The organism is Micromonospora nigra (assembly GCF_900091585.1).
Taxonomy (GTDB): Bacteria; Actinomycetota; Actinomycetes; order Mycobacteriales; family Micromonosporaceae; genus Micromonospora; species Micromonospora nigra.
The window spans coordinates 2,765,480-2,785,250 of sequence record NZ_FMHT01000003.1; the positions used below are offsets into that span (position 1 = coordinate 2,765,480).

A 19,771-nucleotide genomic window follows, 5' to 3' on the forward strand; every position below is an offset into this window, starting at 1 on the left:
CGTCATCGGTGGTCAGCTCGTCTTGCCCAGAGCGCGTTGGACAAGACCGGTGATGTCCAGTGCGTCGATCAGTTCCACGTCGTCCGCCTCGGTGGGAGCCTGTTCGTCCGGCGGGGTGACGTCCGGTTCGGCCAGGCCCAGCAGGGTCTCCAGCACGCCCGCCTCCTTGAACCGGGCGATCGGCACGGACGCGAGGACCCGTCGCAGGTCCTCCTCCCGCCCCGACAGGCCGTTCTCGGGCTCCCGGAGGAGTTCGGCACGCAGGTAACCCACCAGCGCCTCCGGCGTGGGGTAGTCGAAGATCAACGTCGCGGGCAGGCGTAGCCCGGTAGCCACGTGCAGGCTGTTGCGGAGGTTGACCGCGGCCAGTGAGTCGAAGCCGACCTCCTGGAACGGTTGCCGCGGGCCGATGCCCTCGGCACTGCCGTGGCCGAGGACCGTCGAGGCATGTCCCCGGACCAGCCGGAGCAAGATCCGGTTCTGCTCACTGTCCGTGACCCCGCGCAGGGTTTCCGCGAGGGAAGCGGCGGTGTCGCCGTTCTCGGTGTCGGGCTGCGACGCCGCCAGTGCCGCCTGCGCCTCGGGCAGGTCCGCGAACAGCGGGCTGGGGCGGACCGAGGTGAAGGCCGGGATGAAGGAGCCCCAGTCCATGTCGGCGACCACCACGAACTTCTCGTTGTCCCGCACCGCCTGCACCATCGCGGTCACCGCGACCGAGGGCGGCATCGGCAGGACACCGCGCCGGCGAAGCTGGGCGAGCGCGGCCTCGTCCATGCCCACGCCGACCTGGTCCAGCGCTCCCCATCCGATCGACGTCGCGCGCAGTCCCCGGGCTCGACGCCGTTCGATGAGGGCGTCGAGCACCGCGTTCGCGGCACCGGACGGACCCTGGCCACCCCCGCCCCAGACACCGGCGATCGACGAGAACACGACGAAGGCGTCGAGCGGTGTGTCCTCGAACAGTTCGTCGAGCCACACCGCGGTGTCCACCTTGGCCGCGAAGACCTCCGCGAGGTCGTGCGCGCTGGTGTCGTCGACGGAACTGGTCTGCGTGACGTCGGCGGCGTGGACCACTGCCGTGAGCGGATGCTCCGGGGCCGTCGCGGACACCAGTGCGGCGATCGCGTCCCGGTCGGCGTCGGCACCGGACTCCACCACCGTGACCAGGTCGAGACCGGCGAGTTCGGCACGCAGTTCCGCCACCACGTCGTCGGACGCGTGTGCGGTGACGGTGACGATGAGCCGGTCGACGCCCGCCTGCGCGAGCCAGACCGAGGCATGCCTGCCGAGTCCCTCGGCCCCACCGGTCACCAGGACCGTGCCGTGGGGTTGCCAACGCCTGCCGGCCGTGGGCTGCGGTACGGGCTTGCGGACGAGCCGCCTGCCGTAGATGCCCGACCGCCGGATGGCGAGCTGATCCTCCCCGGTGCCGTTGAGCACCCCGAGCAGGCCCTGCACCGTGCGCGGATCGCTCGCCGCGGGCAGGTCGACGAGACCACCCCAGCGGTCGAGTCGCTCCAGTGCGACGGCGCGGCCGAGACCCCAGAGCGCGGCCTGGGCCGGGGCGGTGACAGCGTCCTGGACACCGATGTTCACCGCGCCTCGGGTCACGCACCAGAGCGGTGCGCTCGTGTTGCTGCCGCCCAGGGCCTGCACGAGCGCGAGCGTCGTCACCGCGACGGCGGTCGGTCCCTGCGACCCTGGGTCCAGGGCGAGCAGGGACAGCACGCCGGTCACGTCGTGGTCCGCCAGGACGCCGGACAGCCGTTCGGCGAGACGGTCCGGGGACCGGTCCTGCTCGCCGACCTCCAACAGGACCATGTCGAGCCCCTGAGCGGCCAACTCGGCGAGGAGGGCGTCGTCACCGTGCGCCGACGGCGCCACCACGAGCCACCGGCCAGCCGGTACCCCGGCGGCTTCCCGGTCCAGCGGCTGCCAACTGACCTGATAGCGCAGCTTCTCCGCGGTCGACGTCTCGCGGCGCTTCCTCCGCCAGTCGGCCAGCACCGGCACGACGGTGTGCAGGGCTTCGCGCTGGTCGGTCGATGCCATCTCCAGCAGTTCGGAGAGGGAGTCCAGGTTGGCGTGCTCGACCGCGTTCCAGAAGTCGGAGTCTCTCCCCTCAGCCGCGTCGGCGGCACCGGTGGTCGCCTCGGCCTCGTGCAGCCAGTAGTGCCTGTGGTCGAAGGCGTAGGTGGGCAGGTCCACCCGTTGCGACACCGGCGGCAGGACGGCGGCCCAGTCGACGGCGACGCCCCGGACGAACAGTTCGGCCATCGAGGCCAGCAGCCGTGGCAGGCCGCCGTCGTTCCGCCGCAGCGACCCCGCCACCAGACCGTCGGTGATCTCTGTGATGGGTTGCACCAGCACCGGGTGGGCGCTGAGTTCCACGAACACGGCGTGCCCCTGCTCGACCAGGTCCGTCACCGCCGGGCCGAAGCCGACCCGACTGCGCAGGTTCCGGTACCAGTAGGCACCGTCGACGACGCCGGCGTCCCGGATCCAGTCCCCGGTGACGGTCGAGTAGAACGGAATGACCGGTGCCTGCGCGTCGAGCCCGGCCAGCGTGTCGGCGAGGGTGTCGCGGATGTCTTCCACGTGCCAGCTGTGGGAGGCGTAGTCGACGGCCACCCGCCGTACGCGCACCCCCTGACCGGAGAGGAACTCCAACGCCTCGTCGAGCGCCTCGGCATCCCCGGCGATCACCACGGAGGTAGGGCTGTTCACCGCCGCCACCTCGATCCGATCCGCCCAGGGCGTCAACCGGGCGACCGTGTCGTCCTCGGGCAGCGCGACCGACGCCATGCCACCGCGACCGGACAGCTTCGCGGCGATGGCCCGGCTGCGTAGCGCCGCCACCCGGGCAGCGTCCTCAAGGGACAGCGCGCCGGCCACACACGCGGCGGCGATCTCACCCTGCGAGTGCCCGACCACGGCATCCGGCCGCACCCCCACCGACGCCCACACCGCGGCCAGACCCACCATCACCGCGAAGCTCGCCGGCTGCAACACGTCGACGCGCTCAAGCAGCTCCGCGGCCGTCTCGCCGCGCAGCACGTCCAACAGGGGCCAGTCGATCCAGGGCTCCAACGCGGCGGAGCACTCCGCGATCCGTGCGGCGAAGACGGGCGAGGTGTCCAACAGCTCCCGGCCCATGCCGACCCACTGCCAGCCCTGGCCGGGGAACACCCACACGACCTTGCCCGGTACGTCCACGCTGCCGGTCACCAGGGCGGGGGCGCTCTCGCCCCGCGCCAGCGCCGCCAGTCCGGCCAGCGCCTCGTCGCCGGTGCCCGCCACCACCACGGCCCGCTTGCCGAGCATCGCCCGGCCGGACAGCAACGCGTCGGCGACCGCGGCGAGCGGCACCTCGCCGGAGCCCTTGATGAAGGACACGAGCCGGCCGGCCTGCCCGGCCAGCGCACCGCCGCTGCCCGCCGACACCACCAACGGCACCACGCCGGTTGGCGGTACTTCCGACGAGGCGGAGCGGGCCTCCTCGACGGGCGCTTCCTCGATGATGACGTGCGCGTTCGTCCCACTGGCGCCGAAGGAGGACACGGCGGCACGGCGGGTACGGCCGCCCCGTGGCCAGTCGTGCGCCTCGGTCAACACCCGGACCGCCCCTGTCGACCAGTCGACCTTGGTCGTGGGCGTCTCCACGTGCAGCGTCGCCGGCAGCGTCTCGTGGCGCAACGCCTGCACCATCTTGATCACGCCGGCCACTCCCGCAGCCGCCTGGGTGTGCCCGATGTTCGACTTCAACGAACCCAACCACAGCGGACGCTCGGCGTCCCGGCCCTGCCCGTACGTGGCCAGCAGAGCCTGCGCCTCGATCGGATCGCCCAGCGCCGTCCCGGTGCCGTGCCCCTCCACGACGTCCACGTCGCTCGGTGACAGGCCGGCACTCGCCAACGCGCTGCGGATCACCCGCTGCTGCGACGGGCCGTTCGGCGCCGTCAAACCGTTCGACGCACCGTCCTGGTTCACCGCGCTGCCCCGCAGCACGGCCAGCACCGGGTGTCCGCGCTCACGCGCCACCGACAGCCGTTCCAGCAGGACGACCCCGACGCCTTCGGACCATCCCGTGCCGTCCGCGCCGTCCGCGTATGCCTTACAACGGCCGTCCGCGGACAGGCCGCGCTGCCGGGAGAACTCCAGGAACGCTTCGGGGCTGGCCATCACGGTCGCGCCACCCGCCAGCGCCATCGAGCACTCGCCCTGCCGCAGTGCCTGGGCGGCGAGGTGCATCGCCACCAGCGAGGAGGAGCACGCGGTGTCGAGGGTGACCGCCGGGCCCTCGAATCCGAACACGTACGACACGCGACCGGACGCCACGCTGGACGCCGCGCCGGTCATCAGGTAGCCGTGTACGTCGTCCGGCACCTTGCGCAACCGGCTCACGTAGTCGTGGTGGACGATTCCGGTGAAGACGCCGACGTCACTGCCCCGCAGCGACAGCGGGTCGATGCCGGCCCGCTCCAACGCCTCCCAGGAGGTCTCCAGCAACAACCGCTGCTGTGGATCCATCGCCAGCGCCTCCCGCGGCGAGATCCCGAACAGCCCGCCGTCGAACTGCGCGGCGTCGTACAGGAACCCACCCGATCGGGTGTAGCTCGTGCCCGGGTTGGCGGGATCGGGGTCGTACAGCCCGTCGAGGTCCCACCCCCGGTCGACCGGGAAGCCGGCAATGGCGTCCCGCCGCTCCAGCACCAGGTTCCACAGTTCCTCGGGAGTGTCCACGCCGCCGGGTAGCCGGGTGCTCATGGCCACGATCGCGATCGGCTCGTCGGAGAGCGTGGCCCTGGCCGTCGCGGCGGGCAGTTCCGGGCGCTCGCCGAGCAGTTCGTCACGCAGGTGGGCGGCGAGGATGGCGGGCGTCGGGTAGTCGAAGACCAGGGTGCTGGCCAGGCTCACGCCGGTGAAGTCCTGCAGTCGGTTGCGGAGCCTGACCGCGCTCAGCGAGTCGAAGCCGAGGTTCTTGAAGGCCTGTCCCTCGTCGAACGCATCCGACTCCCGGTGGCCGAGGACGGCCGCGGTGCTCTCCCTGACCAGGTCCATCACGACTCGGAGCTGCTCGGTAACGGTCAGCCCCACCAGCCGGTCCAGGATCGACGCGCCGGCCGATTCGCCCTGCGGCACCACGCGGCGGGTGAGCGGGACCTGCTGCGGCTCGACGCCGGCCTCCACCGCGTCGGCGGTGGCAGCGTCGAGGGTCACCGGGCCGATGGTCGCGACAGGTTCGCCGGACGTGTCCGCCATCTCCAGCAGGTGCCGGCCGTCCCGCGTCGGCGTCGTTCGCAGCCGCAGCGCGGCGGCGCCCTCCGCGTACACCACCAGGCTCGTGCAGGCGGAAAGGTCCCGATGGTCGTCGCCGGTCAGGACGCGCAGGGCGGCGTCGAGGAGCAGTGGGTGCAGGGTGAACGTGGCCGCCTCGTCGGCCAACTCGTCCGGAAGGGCGATTTCGGGCCCCGACCAGTCCCGAAGGTCGAAAGCAGGCTGCGGCATGCCGGGTACCAGAACGGCGCGGGCGTGGCGGGTCCACGAACCGGGTTGCCCGCCATCGGTCCTGCCGTGGACGGCGACGCCGCGCCGCCCGTCCGGGCCAGGAGCTTCCACGCTCACCCGCACCTGGGTGTGTCCGTGCTCCGCGACCGTGAGCGGCGCCTCGACCACGAGCTGGTCGAGGCTGCCACAACCGACCTCGTTGCCCGCCCTGACGAGCATCTCGACAAGTACGGCGGCCGGAACCTGGGGGCTCCGCCCGGGGAGCAGGCCGGGGCTGTGTGGGGACAGGCGGCCGGTGAGCACGAGACCACCGGTGCCCGGCACGTCGATCACGGTGCCGAGCAGCGGATGCCCGGCGCTGGTGGCACCGAGCGCCTCCGCGCCACCCGCGGCGGCCTCGTCGGCCTCGACCCAGTACCGCTGGTGCTGGAACGCATAGGTGGGCAGGTCGTTCCCCACCGTGGTGGTCCGAGGACCGAACAGGTTCGTCCAGTCGACGGCCACGCCGCGTACGTGCAGTCCCGCGAGCGCGGTCATGATGTCGGTGGTCTCCGCGCCGTCCTTGCGCAGCACGGCGATGCAACTCTGTTCCGGGGCGCCGAGCACGGTGAGCGCCATTGCGGCGAGGGACCCGCCGGGGCCCAGTTCCAGGAAGGTCGTCGCGCCGTGCCCGGCCAGCGAGGTGACAGCGTCGCCGAACCGGACCGCGTGCCGGGCCTGGTCGACCCAGTAGTCCGGGGTGCCGAGCTGCCCGTCCGCGACGAGGTCCCCGGTCAGGGTCGAGACGATGGGCAGGTTGCCCGGCTGGAACGACAGCTCCGCCACGATGGCGCGGAACTCCTGGAGCATGGGTGCCATCAGCGGCGAGTGGAAGGCGTGGCTGACCGGCAGCCGCCTCGTCTTGCGGCCTCGGCCCGCCAGTTCGGCGGCAACGGCGAGCACGGCGGCCTCGTCGCCGGAGAGCACCACGGACTCGGGGCCGTTCACCGCCGCTACGCAGACCACACCTTCCGCTCGGCCGAGCAGGGGCGCGACGTCGGCCTCGGCCGCCTGGACGGCGACCATGGCGCCGCCGACCGGTAGGCCCTGCATCAACCGGCCGCGGGTGGCGACCAGCCTGGCCGCCTGCGACAGGTCCAACATCCCGGCGACGTGAGCGGCGGTGATCTCCCCGACCGAGTGACCGGCGAGGATGTCGGGCCGCACACCCCAGGACTCGACGAGCCGGAACAGCGCGGTCTCCAGGGCGAACAGGGCACCCTGCGTGTACATGGTCTGGTCGAGCAGGTCACCGTCGGACGCGTGCACCACGTCGCGTAGCGGGCGCTCGGCGTGCCCTTCCAGGTGCTGGTCGACGGCGGTGCACGCGGCGGTGAACGCGTCGTGGAAGACCGGGAACGTCTCGGCGAGTTCGCGTCCCATCCCGGCCCATTGGCTGCCCTGACCGGTGAAGACGATGGCCAGCTTGCCGGTGACCGGGGTCCCGGACACCACCGTCGGAACCGCCACACCCCGCTCGACGGCGGCGAGACCGGCACCTGCCTGTCGCCGACCGGACGCGACGACGACCGCGCGGTGGTCGAGGTGGGCGCGGGTGGTCGCGAGGGCGTAGGCCGTGTCGGAGAGCCCCACGTCGTGCCGCTCGTCGAGGAACCGGGCGAGTCGACCTGCCTGACCACGCAGCCCGGCGGGCGTCCGCGCCGACACCGCAACCGGTACCGGGTGGCCGACCGGCTCCGGCTCCGGTGCAGTCGCCACCGGCTGTTCGGGGACCGCTTCGAGAACGACGTGCGCGTTGGTGCCGCCGATGCCGAAGGACGACACCGCAGCCCGACGCGGCCTGTCGGTGTCCGGCCAGTCGGACGCCTCGGTCAGCAGTCGTACCGCACCCGAGGACCAGTCCACCCTGCTCGACGGACGGTCCACGTGCAGGGTCCGGGGAAGGACGCCGTGCCGCATGGCCATGACCATCTTGATGACGCCCGCGACACCCGCTGCTGCCTGGGTGTGCCCGATGTTCGACTTCACCGATCCGAGCCAGAGCGGTCGGTCGGTGGGTCGGTCCTGGCCGTAGGTGGCGAGCAGCGCCTGCGCCTCGATCGGATCGCCGAGCGTCGTGCCGGTCCCGTGTGCCTCCACGACGTCCACGTCCGAAGTGCCCAAGCCGGCGTTGGCCAGCGCCCTGCGGATCACCCGCTGCTGCGACGGTCCGTTCGGCGCGGTGAGGCCGTTCGAGGCACCATCCTGGTTCACCGCCGATCCGCGTACGACGGCCAGTACCCGGTGGCCTCGGCGACGGGCCTCCGACAGCCGTTCCACCAGCAGCAGTCCCACGCCCTCGGACCAGCCGGTGCCGTCGGCGCCGTCTGCGAACGCCTTGCACCGGCCGTCCGGCGCCAGTCCTCCCTGTCGGGAGAACTCGACGAAGGTCTCGAGGGTGCCCATCACCATCACGCCACCGGCCAGCGCCATGGTGCACTCGCCGCGGTTCAGCGCCTGCGTGGCCAGGTGCAGCGCCACCAGGGAGGACGAGCAGGCGGTGTCGACCGTGATGGCGGGGCCCTCGAAGCCGAAGTGGTAGGCGACCCGACCGGAGATGACGCTGCCCGAACTCCCGGTGAGCCGGAAGCCCTCGACGCCGGACGCCTGCTGCGTCCGCATGCTGTAGTCGTGACTGTTGACGCCGACGAAGACGCCGACGTCCTGCCCGGTCAGTGTGGTCGGGTCGATCGCGGCCCGTTCGAACGCCTCCCACGAGGTTTCCAGCAGCAGCCGCTGCTGTGGATCCATCGCCAACGCCTCGTTGGGAGAGATGCCGAAGAACGCGGCGTCGAATCCGGCGGCGTCGTCGACGAAGGCGCCGTGGCGCACGTAGGTGGTGCCGGCATGGTCAGGGTCCTCGTGGTAGAGCCCCTCGGTGTCCCAGCCGCGGTCGCGGGGAAACTCGGTGACGGCGTCGACCTCGTCGGCCACCACCCGCCACAGTTCTTCCGGGCTGTGCACGCCCGCTGGAAAGCGGCACGCCATCGCCACGATCGCGATCGGCTCGTCGGCCGTCCTGACGGGGGCACCGGACGCGGCCGGACGGTGCGTGGTCCCGCCGAGCAGCCTGGTGAGGAGGTAACCGGCGAGCGCGGTGGGCTTCGGATAGTCGAAGACCATCGTCGGGGAGAGGGACAGCCCGGTTGCGGCCGCCAGCCGGTTGCGTAGTTCCACTGCGGTCAGCGAGTCGAATCCGGCGGCCTTGAAGCTTCGGTCGGGGTGGACGGCGTCGGCGTCGGCGTGTCCGAGCACCTCGGCGGCGTGCCGGCGCACCAGGGCGAGCACGACCTCGGTCTGCTCGGTCTCGGCGAGGCCTGCGACTCGCTCGGCGATCGGTGCGGGTCCGGAAACGGCTCTGGCCGTCGGTCGCGGTGCCGGGGCCAGTCCACTCAACAGCGGCGGGACCGGATCACCGCCGGCCGCTGCCCGCCGCAGGGCGGGCACGTCGAGCTTCGCCGCGACCACCGTGTCGGTGGCGCCGAGGGTGGCGTCCAGGAGCGCCATCCCCTCGGTGGCGGAGAGGCCGTTCATGCCCATGCGCCTGTGACGGCTCAGGTCCGCGACCCCCAGGTGTCGGGTCATGGTGCTGACCGGGGTCCAGTAGCCCCAGGCGAGGGACACGGCAGGAAGGCCGAGGCGGTGACGTTGCCGGGCGATCGCGTCCAGGCAGGCGTTGGCCGCAGCGTAGTTGGCCTGCCCGGGGTTACCCAGCACGCCTGCCGCCGAGGAGAACAGCACGAACGCGGCGAGATCCAGGTCCCGGGTGAGTTCGTGCAGGTGCAGCGCCGCATCCACCTTCGGCCGCAGCACGGTGTCGACCCGTTCCGGGCTCAACTCCGTGAGCACCCCGTCGTCGAGGACGCCGGCGGTGTGCACCACGGCGGTGAGCGGATGCTCGGCCGCGATGGCGTCCACAACAGCCTTGAGCTGCGCACGGTCTGCCGTGTCGCAGGCGGAGACGGTGACGGAGGCCCCCAGGGCGGTCAACTCGCGGTGCAGGTCGGGTGCCTGACCACGGCGGCTGACCAGGACCAGGTGCCGAACTCCGTGTGCGGTGACGAGGTGCCGTGCGGTGGCGGCACCGAGTGTTCCCGTACCACCGGTGATCAGCACGGTGCCGTCCGGGTCTAGCGGACGACGCTCGCCCCAGACGTCGGGCGAGACCCGTGCCAGGCGTGGCACCTGCGCGACTCCGTCGCGCATCCTCAACTGCGGCTCGCCGCTGAGCAGCACCGCCGGCAGTGCGGATCGGGACGCCTCGTCGAGGTCGGTCAGGAGGATCCGGCCCGGGTGCTCCGACTGGGCGGAGCGCACCAGGCCCCACACCGCGGCTGCGTCGAGTTCGGCGCAGTCCCCGGTCACGACGGCCAGTCGGGTGTCCGCCAGGGCTGGTTCCGCGAGCCAGGCCTGGAGCAGTGCCAGCGCGGCGTTGACCGACGCGCGGGGATCACCGGTGACGGCTTCGTAGAGCAGGACGTCGGGAGCCGCCGTGGCGAGCGCGGCGACGTCCTCGCCGGTTGCGACGGGCACGATGTCGACGACGCGGTCCACGACCGGGAGCGACACCTCGGTCCACTCGACGCGGAACAGGGCGTCGTGGGGCAGTGCACCGGAGATCCCCGCCTGTTCGGGGGAGACGGGTACGCCCAGGACCGCGTCGATCGTCATCACGGCTTGTCCCGTGGCGTCGGTCAGCGTCAGACCGGTCCCCCGCTCCGACGTCCCGCCCGGCCGTACGTGCAGCGCGGTGGCGCCCGACGCCAGCAGGGTGACCCCGGTCCACACAGACGGAACCATGTCGTCGGTGATGACGGTGCGGATGGCCTTGTCGAGCAGGGCGGGGTGCATCCCGTAGCGGTCGGCGTCACGAAGGGCTGCGCCGTCCAGGCTGATCTCCACGCCGGCGCCGGCCGGCGGACAGGTCGTCGTGGCTGCGACGGGGGCCAGCGTGCCGTGCGCGTGGCGCGTCCACGGCACGTCCAGCGCGGCCTCCGCGGCCCGGGAGTAGAACTCCACGGACCGTCGCCCCGCCTCACCGGGCTCGCTGACGACGGCCTGCACGTCGCGGCTGCCGCTGCGTGGCAGCACCACGGGCACGTCGACGGACAGTTCGTCGAGAACCGGGGTGGCGGCCAGGTCGCCGAGGCGGATGGCCAACTCCACCAGGACCGCGTTCGGGACCGGGACGACATCGCCGACGACATGCTCGGCCAGCCAGGGGTGCGACTGCACCGACCACCGCGAGGTGGCCGCGAATCCGGTCGAACTCGGCGAGCTGACGACCGCGCCCAGCAGCGGGTGGTCACCCGCCGCCTGACCCAGCGACGGCGCGTCCGTGGCGGACCCGGTCGACCGCAGCCAGTAGTGCTGGTGGTCGAAGGCGTACGTCGGCAGGTCCAGCCGACCGGAGACGGGCGGCGACATCCTGGCCCATTCGACGGCCACACCCCGAACGAACAGCTCGGCCATCGAGGTCAGCAGCCGCCGTAGACCTCCGTCGTCGCGCCGCAACGTCCCCAGCACGACGACATCGCCGTCGTTCACGATCTCACTGATCGGCTGGACGAGCACCGGATGCGCGCTGACCTCGAGGAAGACGCCGTAGCCCTGACCGATCAGGTCGGCCACGGCGGGGCCGAACCGCACCTGGTTGCGCAGGTTGCCGTACCAGTAGCCGCCGTCGACCACCCCGGCGTCCCGGATCCACTCGCCGGTGGCGGAGGAGTAGAAGGGAACAGCCGGCGCCTGCGCGTCGATGCCGGCCAGCGACTCGGCGAGCACGTCCTGGATGTCCTCGACGTGCCGGGTGTGGGAGGCGTAGTCCACCGCCACCCGTCGCACCCGGACACCGCGACCCTCCAGCGCGTCGAGTGCCTCGTCCAGGGCGCGAGCCTCACCGGCGACCACCACCGACGACGGCCCGTTGACCGCGGCAACCTCGACCCGGTCCGCCCACGGCGCCAGGTGCGCCCTCGTGTCTTTCTCGCTCGCGGCGACGGATGCCATGCCACCACGGCCTGACAACGTCGAGGCGATGGCCTGACTGCGCAGCGCCACCACTCGTGCCGCATCGTCGAGGGACATCGCACCCGCCACGCACGCGGCCGCGATCTCGCCCTGTGAGTGGCCCACCACCGCGTCGGGCCGTACGCCCACCGACGACCACAGCGCCGCGAGACCGACCATGACCGCGAACGTCGCCGGCTGCAGGACGTCGACCCGATCCATCAGGCCCGGCTCGGCCTCACCGCGCAACACGTCCACCAGGGACCAGTCGATCCACGGTTCGAGCGCGGCGGCGCACTGCGCCACCCGCTCGGCGAACACCGGGGAGGAGTCGAGCAGCTCCCGGCCCATGCCGGCCCACTGGGTCCCCTGCCCCGGGAACACCCACACCACCTTGCCCGCGACGCCGCCCCGGCCGGTCACCACACCGGCCGCGTGTTCGCCCCGGGCCAACGCGCCCAGGGCGGTCAGCGCCTCCCCGACGGAGTCGGCCACGACCACGGCTCGTTCGTCCAGCACTGCCCGGTACGACGCCAACGCCCCGGCCACACCAGCCAGCGGCGCCCCGGAACGCTCGACGAAGCTGGCCAGTCGACCCGCCTGACCGGCCAACGATGCCGTGCTCCGCGCCGACACCACCAACGGCACCACACCCGTCGGTGGCGCCTCGTCGGCAGCCGGTTCCTCGGGCGACTCCTCCAAGATCACATGGGCGTTCGTCCCGCTGACCCCGAACGACGACACACCGGCCCGGCGCGGACGACCGTTGCGAAGCCACTCGCGCGGCTGCGTCAACAGCTCCACCTCGCCCGTGGACCAGTCCACCTCGCCAGTGGGCGCGTCGACGTGCAGCGTCGCCGGCAGGATCCCGTGCCGCAACGCCTGCACCATCTTGATCACGCCAGCGACACCGGCAGCCGCCTGGGTGTGGCCGATGTTCGACTTCAACGACCCCAGCCACAACGGCTGCCCCGAGGCCCGGTCCTGACCGTAGGTCGCCAGCAACGCCTGCGCCTCGATCGGGTCACCCAGAGTGGTACCGGTTCCGTGCCCCTCCACAACGTCCACGTCGCGGGGAGAGAGCCGCGCGGCGGCCAGGGCCCGACGGATGACCCGTTGTTGCGCCAGACCGTTCGGTGCCGTCAGGCCGTTCGACGCACCGTCCTGGTTGACGGCGCTGCCCCGCAGCACGGCCAGGATCCGGTGCCCCCGTTCCCGGGCAACCGACAGCCGCTCCAGGACGACCACACCCGCGCCTTCGGCCCAGCCGGTGCCGTCGGCGGCGGCGGCATACGCCTTGCACCGCCCGTCGGGAGCGAGCGCCCGCTGCCGGGAGAACTCCACGAAGGTTCCGGGCGTGGCCATCACCGTCGCCCCGCCGGCCAGTGCGAGCGAGCACTCACCCTGTCGCAACGCCTGAGCGGCCAGGTGCACCGCCACCAACGATGACGAACACGCCGTGTCCACGGTGACTGCCGGACCTTCGAAGCCGAAGACGTAGGACACCCGCCCGGACGCCACGCTGGCGGCCGACCCGGTGGTGGCGAAGCCCTCCATCTCCGGCACATCGACGCCGGCTCCGTAGCCGTGGCCGAAGGTGCCGGCGTACACACCGACGTCGGCGCCTTTCAGCGACAGGGCGTCGATGCCCGCCTGCTCCAGCGCCTCCCAGGAGGTTTCGAGCAGCAGCCGCTGCTGTGGGTCCATGGCCAGCGCCTCGCGCGGCGAGATACCGAAGAACTCCGCGTCGAAGAGTCCGGCCCCGCGCAGGAAGCCGCCCCGGTCCGTGTAGGAGGTACCCGCGCGGTCGGGGTCGGGATCGAACAGCCGGTCAAGGTCCCAGCCCCGGTCGTCGGGAAAGGCGGAGACGGCGTCGCCCCCGGTGACCACCAGGTTCCACAGATCCTCCGGGCCCGCCACACCACCGGGCAGCCGGCAGGCCATGCCCACGATGGCGATCGGTTCGTCGGGTTCGGCCACCGGAACCGGCTCGACAGTCGACTGGGCCAAGCCGAGGATCTCGGCCCGCAGGCAGGCCGCCAGCGCCAGCGGGGTGGGATGGTCGAAGACCACGCTGGTCGGCAGGCGCAGCCCCGTACCGGCCGTCAGCCGGTCACGCAGTTCGACGATGGCCGCCGAGGTGAAGCCCAGGTCGCGAAACGCGCGGTCGGCCGGGACGCGATCGGGTCCGGGCAGGTGCAGCACGGCCGCCGCCCTCGTCCGGACCAGGTCCTCCAGCAGTGCCAGTTGCGCGCGTTCATCCAGGTCGAGGAGTCGGTTTCGGATGGCCGCCGCAACGGCGGTGTCGGGCTCGGCCACGCCCGTCGACGTGTCGTGGTGCTCGGTCGCCGCGTACACCAACCGGCCGGGCTCATCGGCGAGGAGACCCCGCTGGATCTTGCCCGACGCGGTGCGGGGGATGCTCGCGACCTCGTGGACCTGCTCCGGCACCTTGTAGACGGAGAGCTGCTCACGGCACCGGGTCAGCAGTTCTGCAACGTCGAAACCGTCCGGACCGGGGATCACGTACGCGACAGGCACCTCGCCGAGCGTCTGGTGCGGCACGCCGGCCACCGCCACGTCGGCGACACCCGGAACGGTCCGCAGCACCGCTTCGACCTCGGTGGGATGGACGTTCTCGCCACCGCGGATCACCAGGTCCTTCATCCGGCCGCAGATGGTGAAGTAACCGTTGTCGTCACACCGGGCCAGGTCCCCCGTCCGGAACCAGCCGTCCCGCATCGCCTCGGCCGTTGCCTCCGGGCTGTCGTGGTAGCCGACCATCACGTTCGGTCCCTTGACCCACACCTCCCCCTCGGTGCCGACGGGAAGGTCGAGCCCGGTCGAGGGGTCGACGATGCGGACGCCGACGCCCGGCACGGGCAGGCCACAGGACCCGTCGACCCGCAGACCGTCCGGCGGGTTGATGGTGATGGCTCCGCACGTCTCGGTGCTGCCGTAGGCGTCGACCAGGGGGACCCCGAAGGTCTCCTCGAACTCCCGGCGCAGCCCGGCGCCGAGGACCGCCCCTCCGGCCAGGCCGATCCGCAGGCCGGGTGCGGTAAGACCGTGCTGCCTGGCGGCGGTGACCAGGTGTTGGTACGTGGTGGGCACGCCGGCGAGGAAGGTCGACTCCTCTTCCCGAAGCGCGCGGATCACGTCCTGCGCGGAACTGCCGTCCATGATCCGGGCGGTCGCGCCGGCCACGGTCACGGACAGGATGCAGGCGATGTGCGAGAGGCTGTGGAACAGCGGCAGCGGCCAGAGCACCCGGTCCTGCTCCGTCAGCCCTGGAATCGGTACGTAGCAGGAGGCGACGGACCACAGGCAGTTGCGCTGCGTGGAGAGGACGCCCTTGGGCCGGCCGGTCGTACCCGACGTGTAGAACATCCAGGCCACGTCGTCGAGGCCGAGGTCGTCGCGGGCCGGATGGTCCGGTTCGGTGACGGCGAGTTCGTCGTACGAGTGCGCTCCCGCTGGTACGTCGCCCGTCACCAGCAGCGTGAGATGCTGCGCGGACCGGAGCCGCTCAGCCCGCGTGGCATCGGTGACGACCACCAGGGCGCCGCTGTCGGACAGCAGGTACTCCAACTCGGCCTGGGCCGCGGCGGGGTTGAGCGGCACCCCGATGCCACCCGCGCGAAGGATCGCGAGGTAGCTCTCCACGGTGGCGACCGACTGGCCCAGCCAGATGGCCACCCGGTCGCCGTGCCGGACGCCCAGACCAGCCAGGTGGCCGGCGAGCCTACGCGTCCGCGCCTCGAGGTCGGTGTAGGTCACCGCCCGCCGGTCGTCCTCGAAAGCCACCTTGCCGGCGAAGCGGGCCGCATTCTCCTGCAGTGCGACGGGCAGCGGCTTGATGAGATCTGTTCGCACGGTGTGGCAGATCCTTTCGAGGACTAAGCGCGAAGAACGCTCACCAGCTGACGGGCAGGTTCTTCACTGCGAAGACGGATCCCTGCAGGCGCAGCGGCACCTCGTCGGCGGGGACTGCCAGACACAGGTCGGGAAACGCCTGCAGGAGCGCCGACAGGCCGATACGCAGCTCGACCCGGGCCAGGTTCTGGCCGAGGCACTGGTGGACGCCGAACCCGAAGGCCACGTGCCCCGAGGTGTCGCGGTCGATGTCCAGCGTCGCGGGGCAGGCGAACTTCGCCGGGTCGCGGTTGGCTGCCGGCAGCGACACCGTGACGGTGTCCCCCTTCTTGATCAGCTCGTCGTTGAGCTTGAGGTCCTCCATCGCGGTGCGGTACGTGTGGTACTGGTTGACGGTGAGGTACCGGAGGAGTTCCTCGATCGCGGCGTCGAGCTTCGCCGGATCCGCACGGAGCCTCGCCAGTTGGTCCTCGTGGTGCAGCAGCGCGAACGTGCCGACGGCCAGTGCGCTCTCGGTGGTCTCGTAGCCGGCGAACAGCAGCAGGGTGACGATGTTGCGCAGTTCTTCCCCGGTCAGTTCCTCATTGGCGACCAGGGCGCTGATGAGGTCGTCCTCGGGCTGCCGGCGTCGTCTCTCGATGACCTCGTCGAAGAACGCCCCAGCCTTCTCGTAGGCGGCGGCGGCCTCCGCCGCGTCCGCCTCCGCGTCGTGCAGGAGGGTGATCGCGTTGAGGTAGCGGTCCCGCTCCGCGTACGGCAGGCCGACCAGCTGGGACAGCACCCTCAACACGAGCGGTTTGGCGAAGGTCTTGACCAGGTCCGCCGGAGCCCCGTGCTCCCGCATGACCTCGATCTGCTCGGCGGCCACCGCCTCGACGTGCGCACTCAGCCGGCTCGTCCGGCGGACGGTGAACTCCCCCGTCAGCAGCCGACGGTAACGGGTGTGCTCCGGTGGGTCCATGTGGATGAACATGCCGGGGATCAGCGGGTGGGTCGGGATCACCTGGCCCTGGTGCGTCACCGGGAAGTGGCCGACCTCGCAGCTGTGGCTGAACCGCGGGTCGCTGAGCACCTCGCGCACCAACTCGTAGCTGGAGACGATCCAGCCGACATGCCCGTCGGGATAGAGCATCTTCGCGAGCGGACGCTGTTCGCGCAGCGCGTCGAACACCGCGGGCGGATCGAACTTGTCGGTTCGCGCCCACGGTTCCTCGAAGGAAATGGCGTCGGTCATGGAGCACCTCTCACTCAGGAATGGTGTGCGGGTGAGCGGCCTCTATTCGGCGATCTTTGTACGGCCGGTCCACCGGAACACCGCCGCCTCGCATCCGTCCACCGTCTGGTATTCACCGTCGTGGACGAAGTGTTCGTAGCCGGCTCCGTGTCGAACCTTGAGCGTCTGCCCCAATTCCGCTGCCGGGACACTGCGGTGCGGCGTCGACAGATCGATCGGCCCACCGCTGAGAATGACCTTCACCTGCGTGACACTCATCATGATCTCCCACTCTCACGGGGTGAATTCCGCCCGAGATCCGGGCACGCGATGACCGCCGCGACGTCTTTGGCGCTGCTACCGCGAGATCCGACCGGTCAGGTCGTCAGCTGCTCCCTGCCGTGGCCGGCGTCGTCAACCGACATCGACGGGCTGGCCGGTGTGCACCGATTCGTAGGCGGCCTGGATGATCCGCTGCGTACGCACCGCGGTCTGGCCGTCCGGGCCGACTCCCTCACCGGTCTCGATCGTGCCGAGGAAATCCGCGAGCATCGCCGGGTTCGGGTCCTCCCCACCTGCTTCCCACCGGGCACCGCCGGTGGCGGCGTCGTACCCGTCGAGCAGCCGAGGGGCGGCGTCGTACTCCACGCTCGCCTTGTCACCGACGAAGGTGACGGCCGGCCCGCCCGCCGGCGACCGGCTCCAACTGCAGTCGAACGAGGCGACCACGCCGCTGCGGTACGTGACGGTGAGCACTGCCGCGCCCTCCGGACCCGACCGGTCGCTGAGCACGTTGTTCACCTGTGCGTACACCTGTGTCGCGGGCTCCCCGTCGAGCACCATGTCCACCAGGTCGAGCAGGTACGGGGCGTTGGCGCCCAGCGCGCCGCCGTCCACGTCAGCCGCCGGCTGGGTGTTGTACGAGCCGTGGATGGTCGTCAGCGTGCCGATGACACCGTCGGTGATTCCTCGGCGTACTGCGGCGAACGCCTCGCTGTAGCAGGCCGGGGACACGAGCGTGAGCCGGACACCCGACATGTCGCAGGTGTCCACCATGGCCTTGACGTCCAGTGCCTTGACGGCCAGCGGCTGTTCACACAGCACGAACGCCTCCGCCTCGGCCATGCGCTCGACCAGTTCCCGGCGGCGGCCGACCTCGCTGGCGACCACGACGGCGATGGGGCGCCATTCCAGCAGCTCGTCCCAGTTCGTGGCGAGGGGCACCCCGAGTTCTCCGGCGACGGCTCGATGTCGGGCCTGGTCGTCCGGCGAGCCGTCGGGATCGGCGATGAGCAGCTCGACGTCGGGCAGGTCACGCAGCAGCCGAGCGTAGGTCTCGGCGTGCCCGGACGCGAGGGACAGGATGGCGACTCTCATGCGGTTCCCTTCACAGGCAGTTCCACGGCACGGCCCGTCCACGCGGACTCCGCTGCGGCTTGGGTGATGCGGACGGCGGCCAACGCGTCACGGGCCCCCAGGCGTGGTTCAGGCCCGCCCGCGAAAGCTTGGGCGAACTCGCGCATCTCGGTCGCGAACACCGACTTTCCGGCGTAGCCGAAGCTGCCCGCGTCACCGTCGGCCACCCGGACGTCCTGCGGCCACTCGGAGTCGTAGCGCACGGTTCCACCGGTGCCCGAAACGTCGAACGTCACCCGGACGGGTGGCTTCGGGGTGGCCGTCCACCGGCTCACGACCTGACTGATCGCGCCGTTGGCGTGCGTGAGGATCGCGGTACCGGTCGCCACCGCCCCCTCGGGGGCCGGTGTGGCGATGTCGCCCTGGTAGCAGGCGTACACCCGCTTGACCTCGCCGAAGATCCAGTAGGCCAGGTCGACGCCGTGCAGCATCTGATCAGTCAGGATGCCACCGGACTGCGCGGACATCTGCCCCGTCCAGGGCCGCGGGTGGTACGCGGAGAAACGGAACCTGGCGACCGCGCCCGCGCCCACCCGACCGGACGCCACCAGTTCGTGGAGCCTGGCGTACGCCGGGGCGAACCGTACGTCGTGGGCGGGGTAGAGCCGCACACCGGCCCGCTCGGACGCGTCGACGATCTCCTCGGCCTCCGCGGTGGTGGCCGCCAACGGCTTCTCGCACACCACGCCCACGCCCTTGCCGATGGCTGCGAGCGCGATCTCGCGGTGGGTGCCGGTCGGGGTGCAGATGTCCACGACATCCGCACCGTCGAGTGCCTCGGCCAGGGATCCGACAGCCGTCACCCCGAACTCGCGCGCCAGGTCGGCGGAACGGCCGTCGTCAGAATAGATTCGGACAGCCGCTCCCGCGCCGATCCACGCGTCGAGATGGAATCGGGCTATCAGTCCCGCACCGATCAGAGCCACCTCTAGCTGCCGCATGGGCATATCCAGCCCTTCTTGAAATGCCGGACCAAGGACTCACCGGGGCGGATGTTCATCGCCTGATCAGATTCGCCGACCCGCCCGTCAGGGGCCATAACCAACGTGGGTAGTTCGGCGGGCCACTACTCACGGGGGCGGACTGCGATTTGAGTGCACGCACCCGGGAGGCCGACAGACGAAGGCATTGGGGAAACGTACGAGAACGCTGAAGTGACATCGCCAGAAGAACGGTCAGCTTACCATTCTGTCGATGTCGACGAATACGTCGTCACCTTCGATACGCACCGGATAAACGTCCACGGGCTTGACGGCGGGCGCGGCGGCAGGTGCTCCGGTGCGCAGGTTGAAACATGCCCCGTGTGCCGCACATTCAATTTCGCCGTCGGCGACCTTGCCCTGCGACAGCGCCACCCTCGCGTGCGTGCACTCGTCTCGCAGAGCGTGCACCTTGTCAGCGTCGCGCACGAGCACGACGGGGACGCCACCAACCTCGACGGCAAGCGGAACCTCATCGTCGAGTTCGGACAGCGAACCAGCCTTGATCCAGTTCGTCGTGTGCATCCGGGTGGACCTCTTTCTCTCGATAACAACGGTGTGCTCCGGATCGTCGGTACGTCGGCCCTCGCACCGGACGGACGTCGGGTGGCGTAGGTCCTGGCGGCTCGGGTACCCGAGCCGCCAGGACCTGCACCGCGGGTGCTCGTCCCGCCGCGCTCTCTTCTCGACGTGATCGGCCGGCTGAGGCTCCCTTCAGAGGTTCACCCGT

General features: G+C 71.2%; 6 protein-coding genes. All 6 read right to left on the reverse strand.

Features of this window, described 5'->3' with window-relative positions; genetic code table 11:
* Nucleotides 1-12 precede the first annotated feature (12 nt).
* Nucleotides 13-15,432, reverse strand: a complete 15,420-nt coding sequence (locus GA0070616_RS11640; RefSeq protein ID WP_091080774.1) for a type I polyketide synthase — start codon at nucleotides 15,430-15,432, stop codon at nucleotides 13-15.
* Between the two features lie 40 nt (nucleotides 15,433-15,472).
* Nucleotides 15,473-16,666: a cytochrome P450 gene (locus tag GA0070616_RS11645; protein ID WP_091080777.1), complete on the reverse strand. Its 1,194-nt coding sequence runs from the start codon at nucleotides 16,664-16,666 to the stop codon at nucleotides 15,473-15,475.
* A 42-nt stretch (nucleotides 16,667-16,708) separates the two neighbouring features.
* Entirely contained in the window at nucleotides 16,709-16,927 is a 219-nt protein-coding gene (locus GA0070616_RS11650; protein WP_245712732.1) for a DUF5988 family protein, read from the reverse strand.
* A gap of 132 nt (nucleotides 16,928-17,059) precedes the next feature.
* Complete coding sequence (locus GA0070616_RS11655; RefSeq protein WP_091080781.1) at nucleotides 17,060-18,022, reverse strand: Gfo/Idh/MocA family protein; 963 nt, start codon at nucleotides 18,020-18,022, stop codon at nucleotides 17,060-17,062.
* Nucleotides 18,019-19,002, reverse strand: a complete 984-nt coding sequence (locus GA0070616_RS11660) for a Gfo/Idh/MocA family protein (RefSeq protein ID WP_091080786.1) — start codon at nucleotides 19,000-19,002, stop codon at nucleotides 18,019-18,021. Before GA0070616_RS11660 ends, GA0070616_RS11655 begins: the two co-directional genes overlap by 4 nt.
* A 234-nt stretch (nucleotides 19,003-19,236) precedes the next feature.
* Nucleotides 19,237-19,566 carry a Rieske (2Fe-2S) protein gene (locus GA0070616_RS11665; protein ID WP_091080790.1) on the reverse strand — a complete coding sequence of 110 codons (330 nt, stop codon included), beginning with the start codon at nucleotides 19,564-19,566 and terminating at the stop codon, nucleotides 19,237-19,239.
* Nucleotides 19,567-19,771 lie beyond the last annotated feature (205 nt).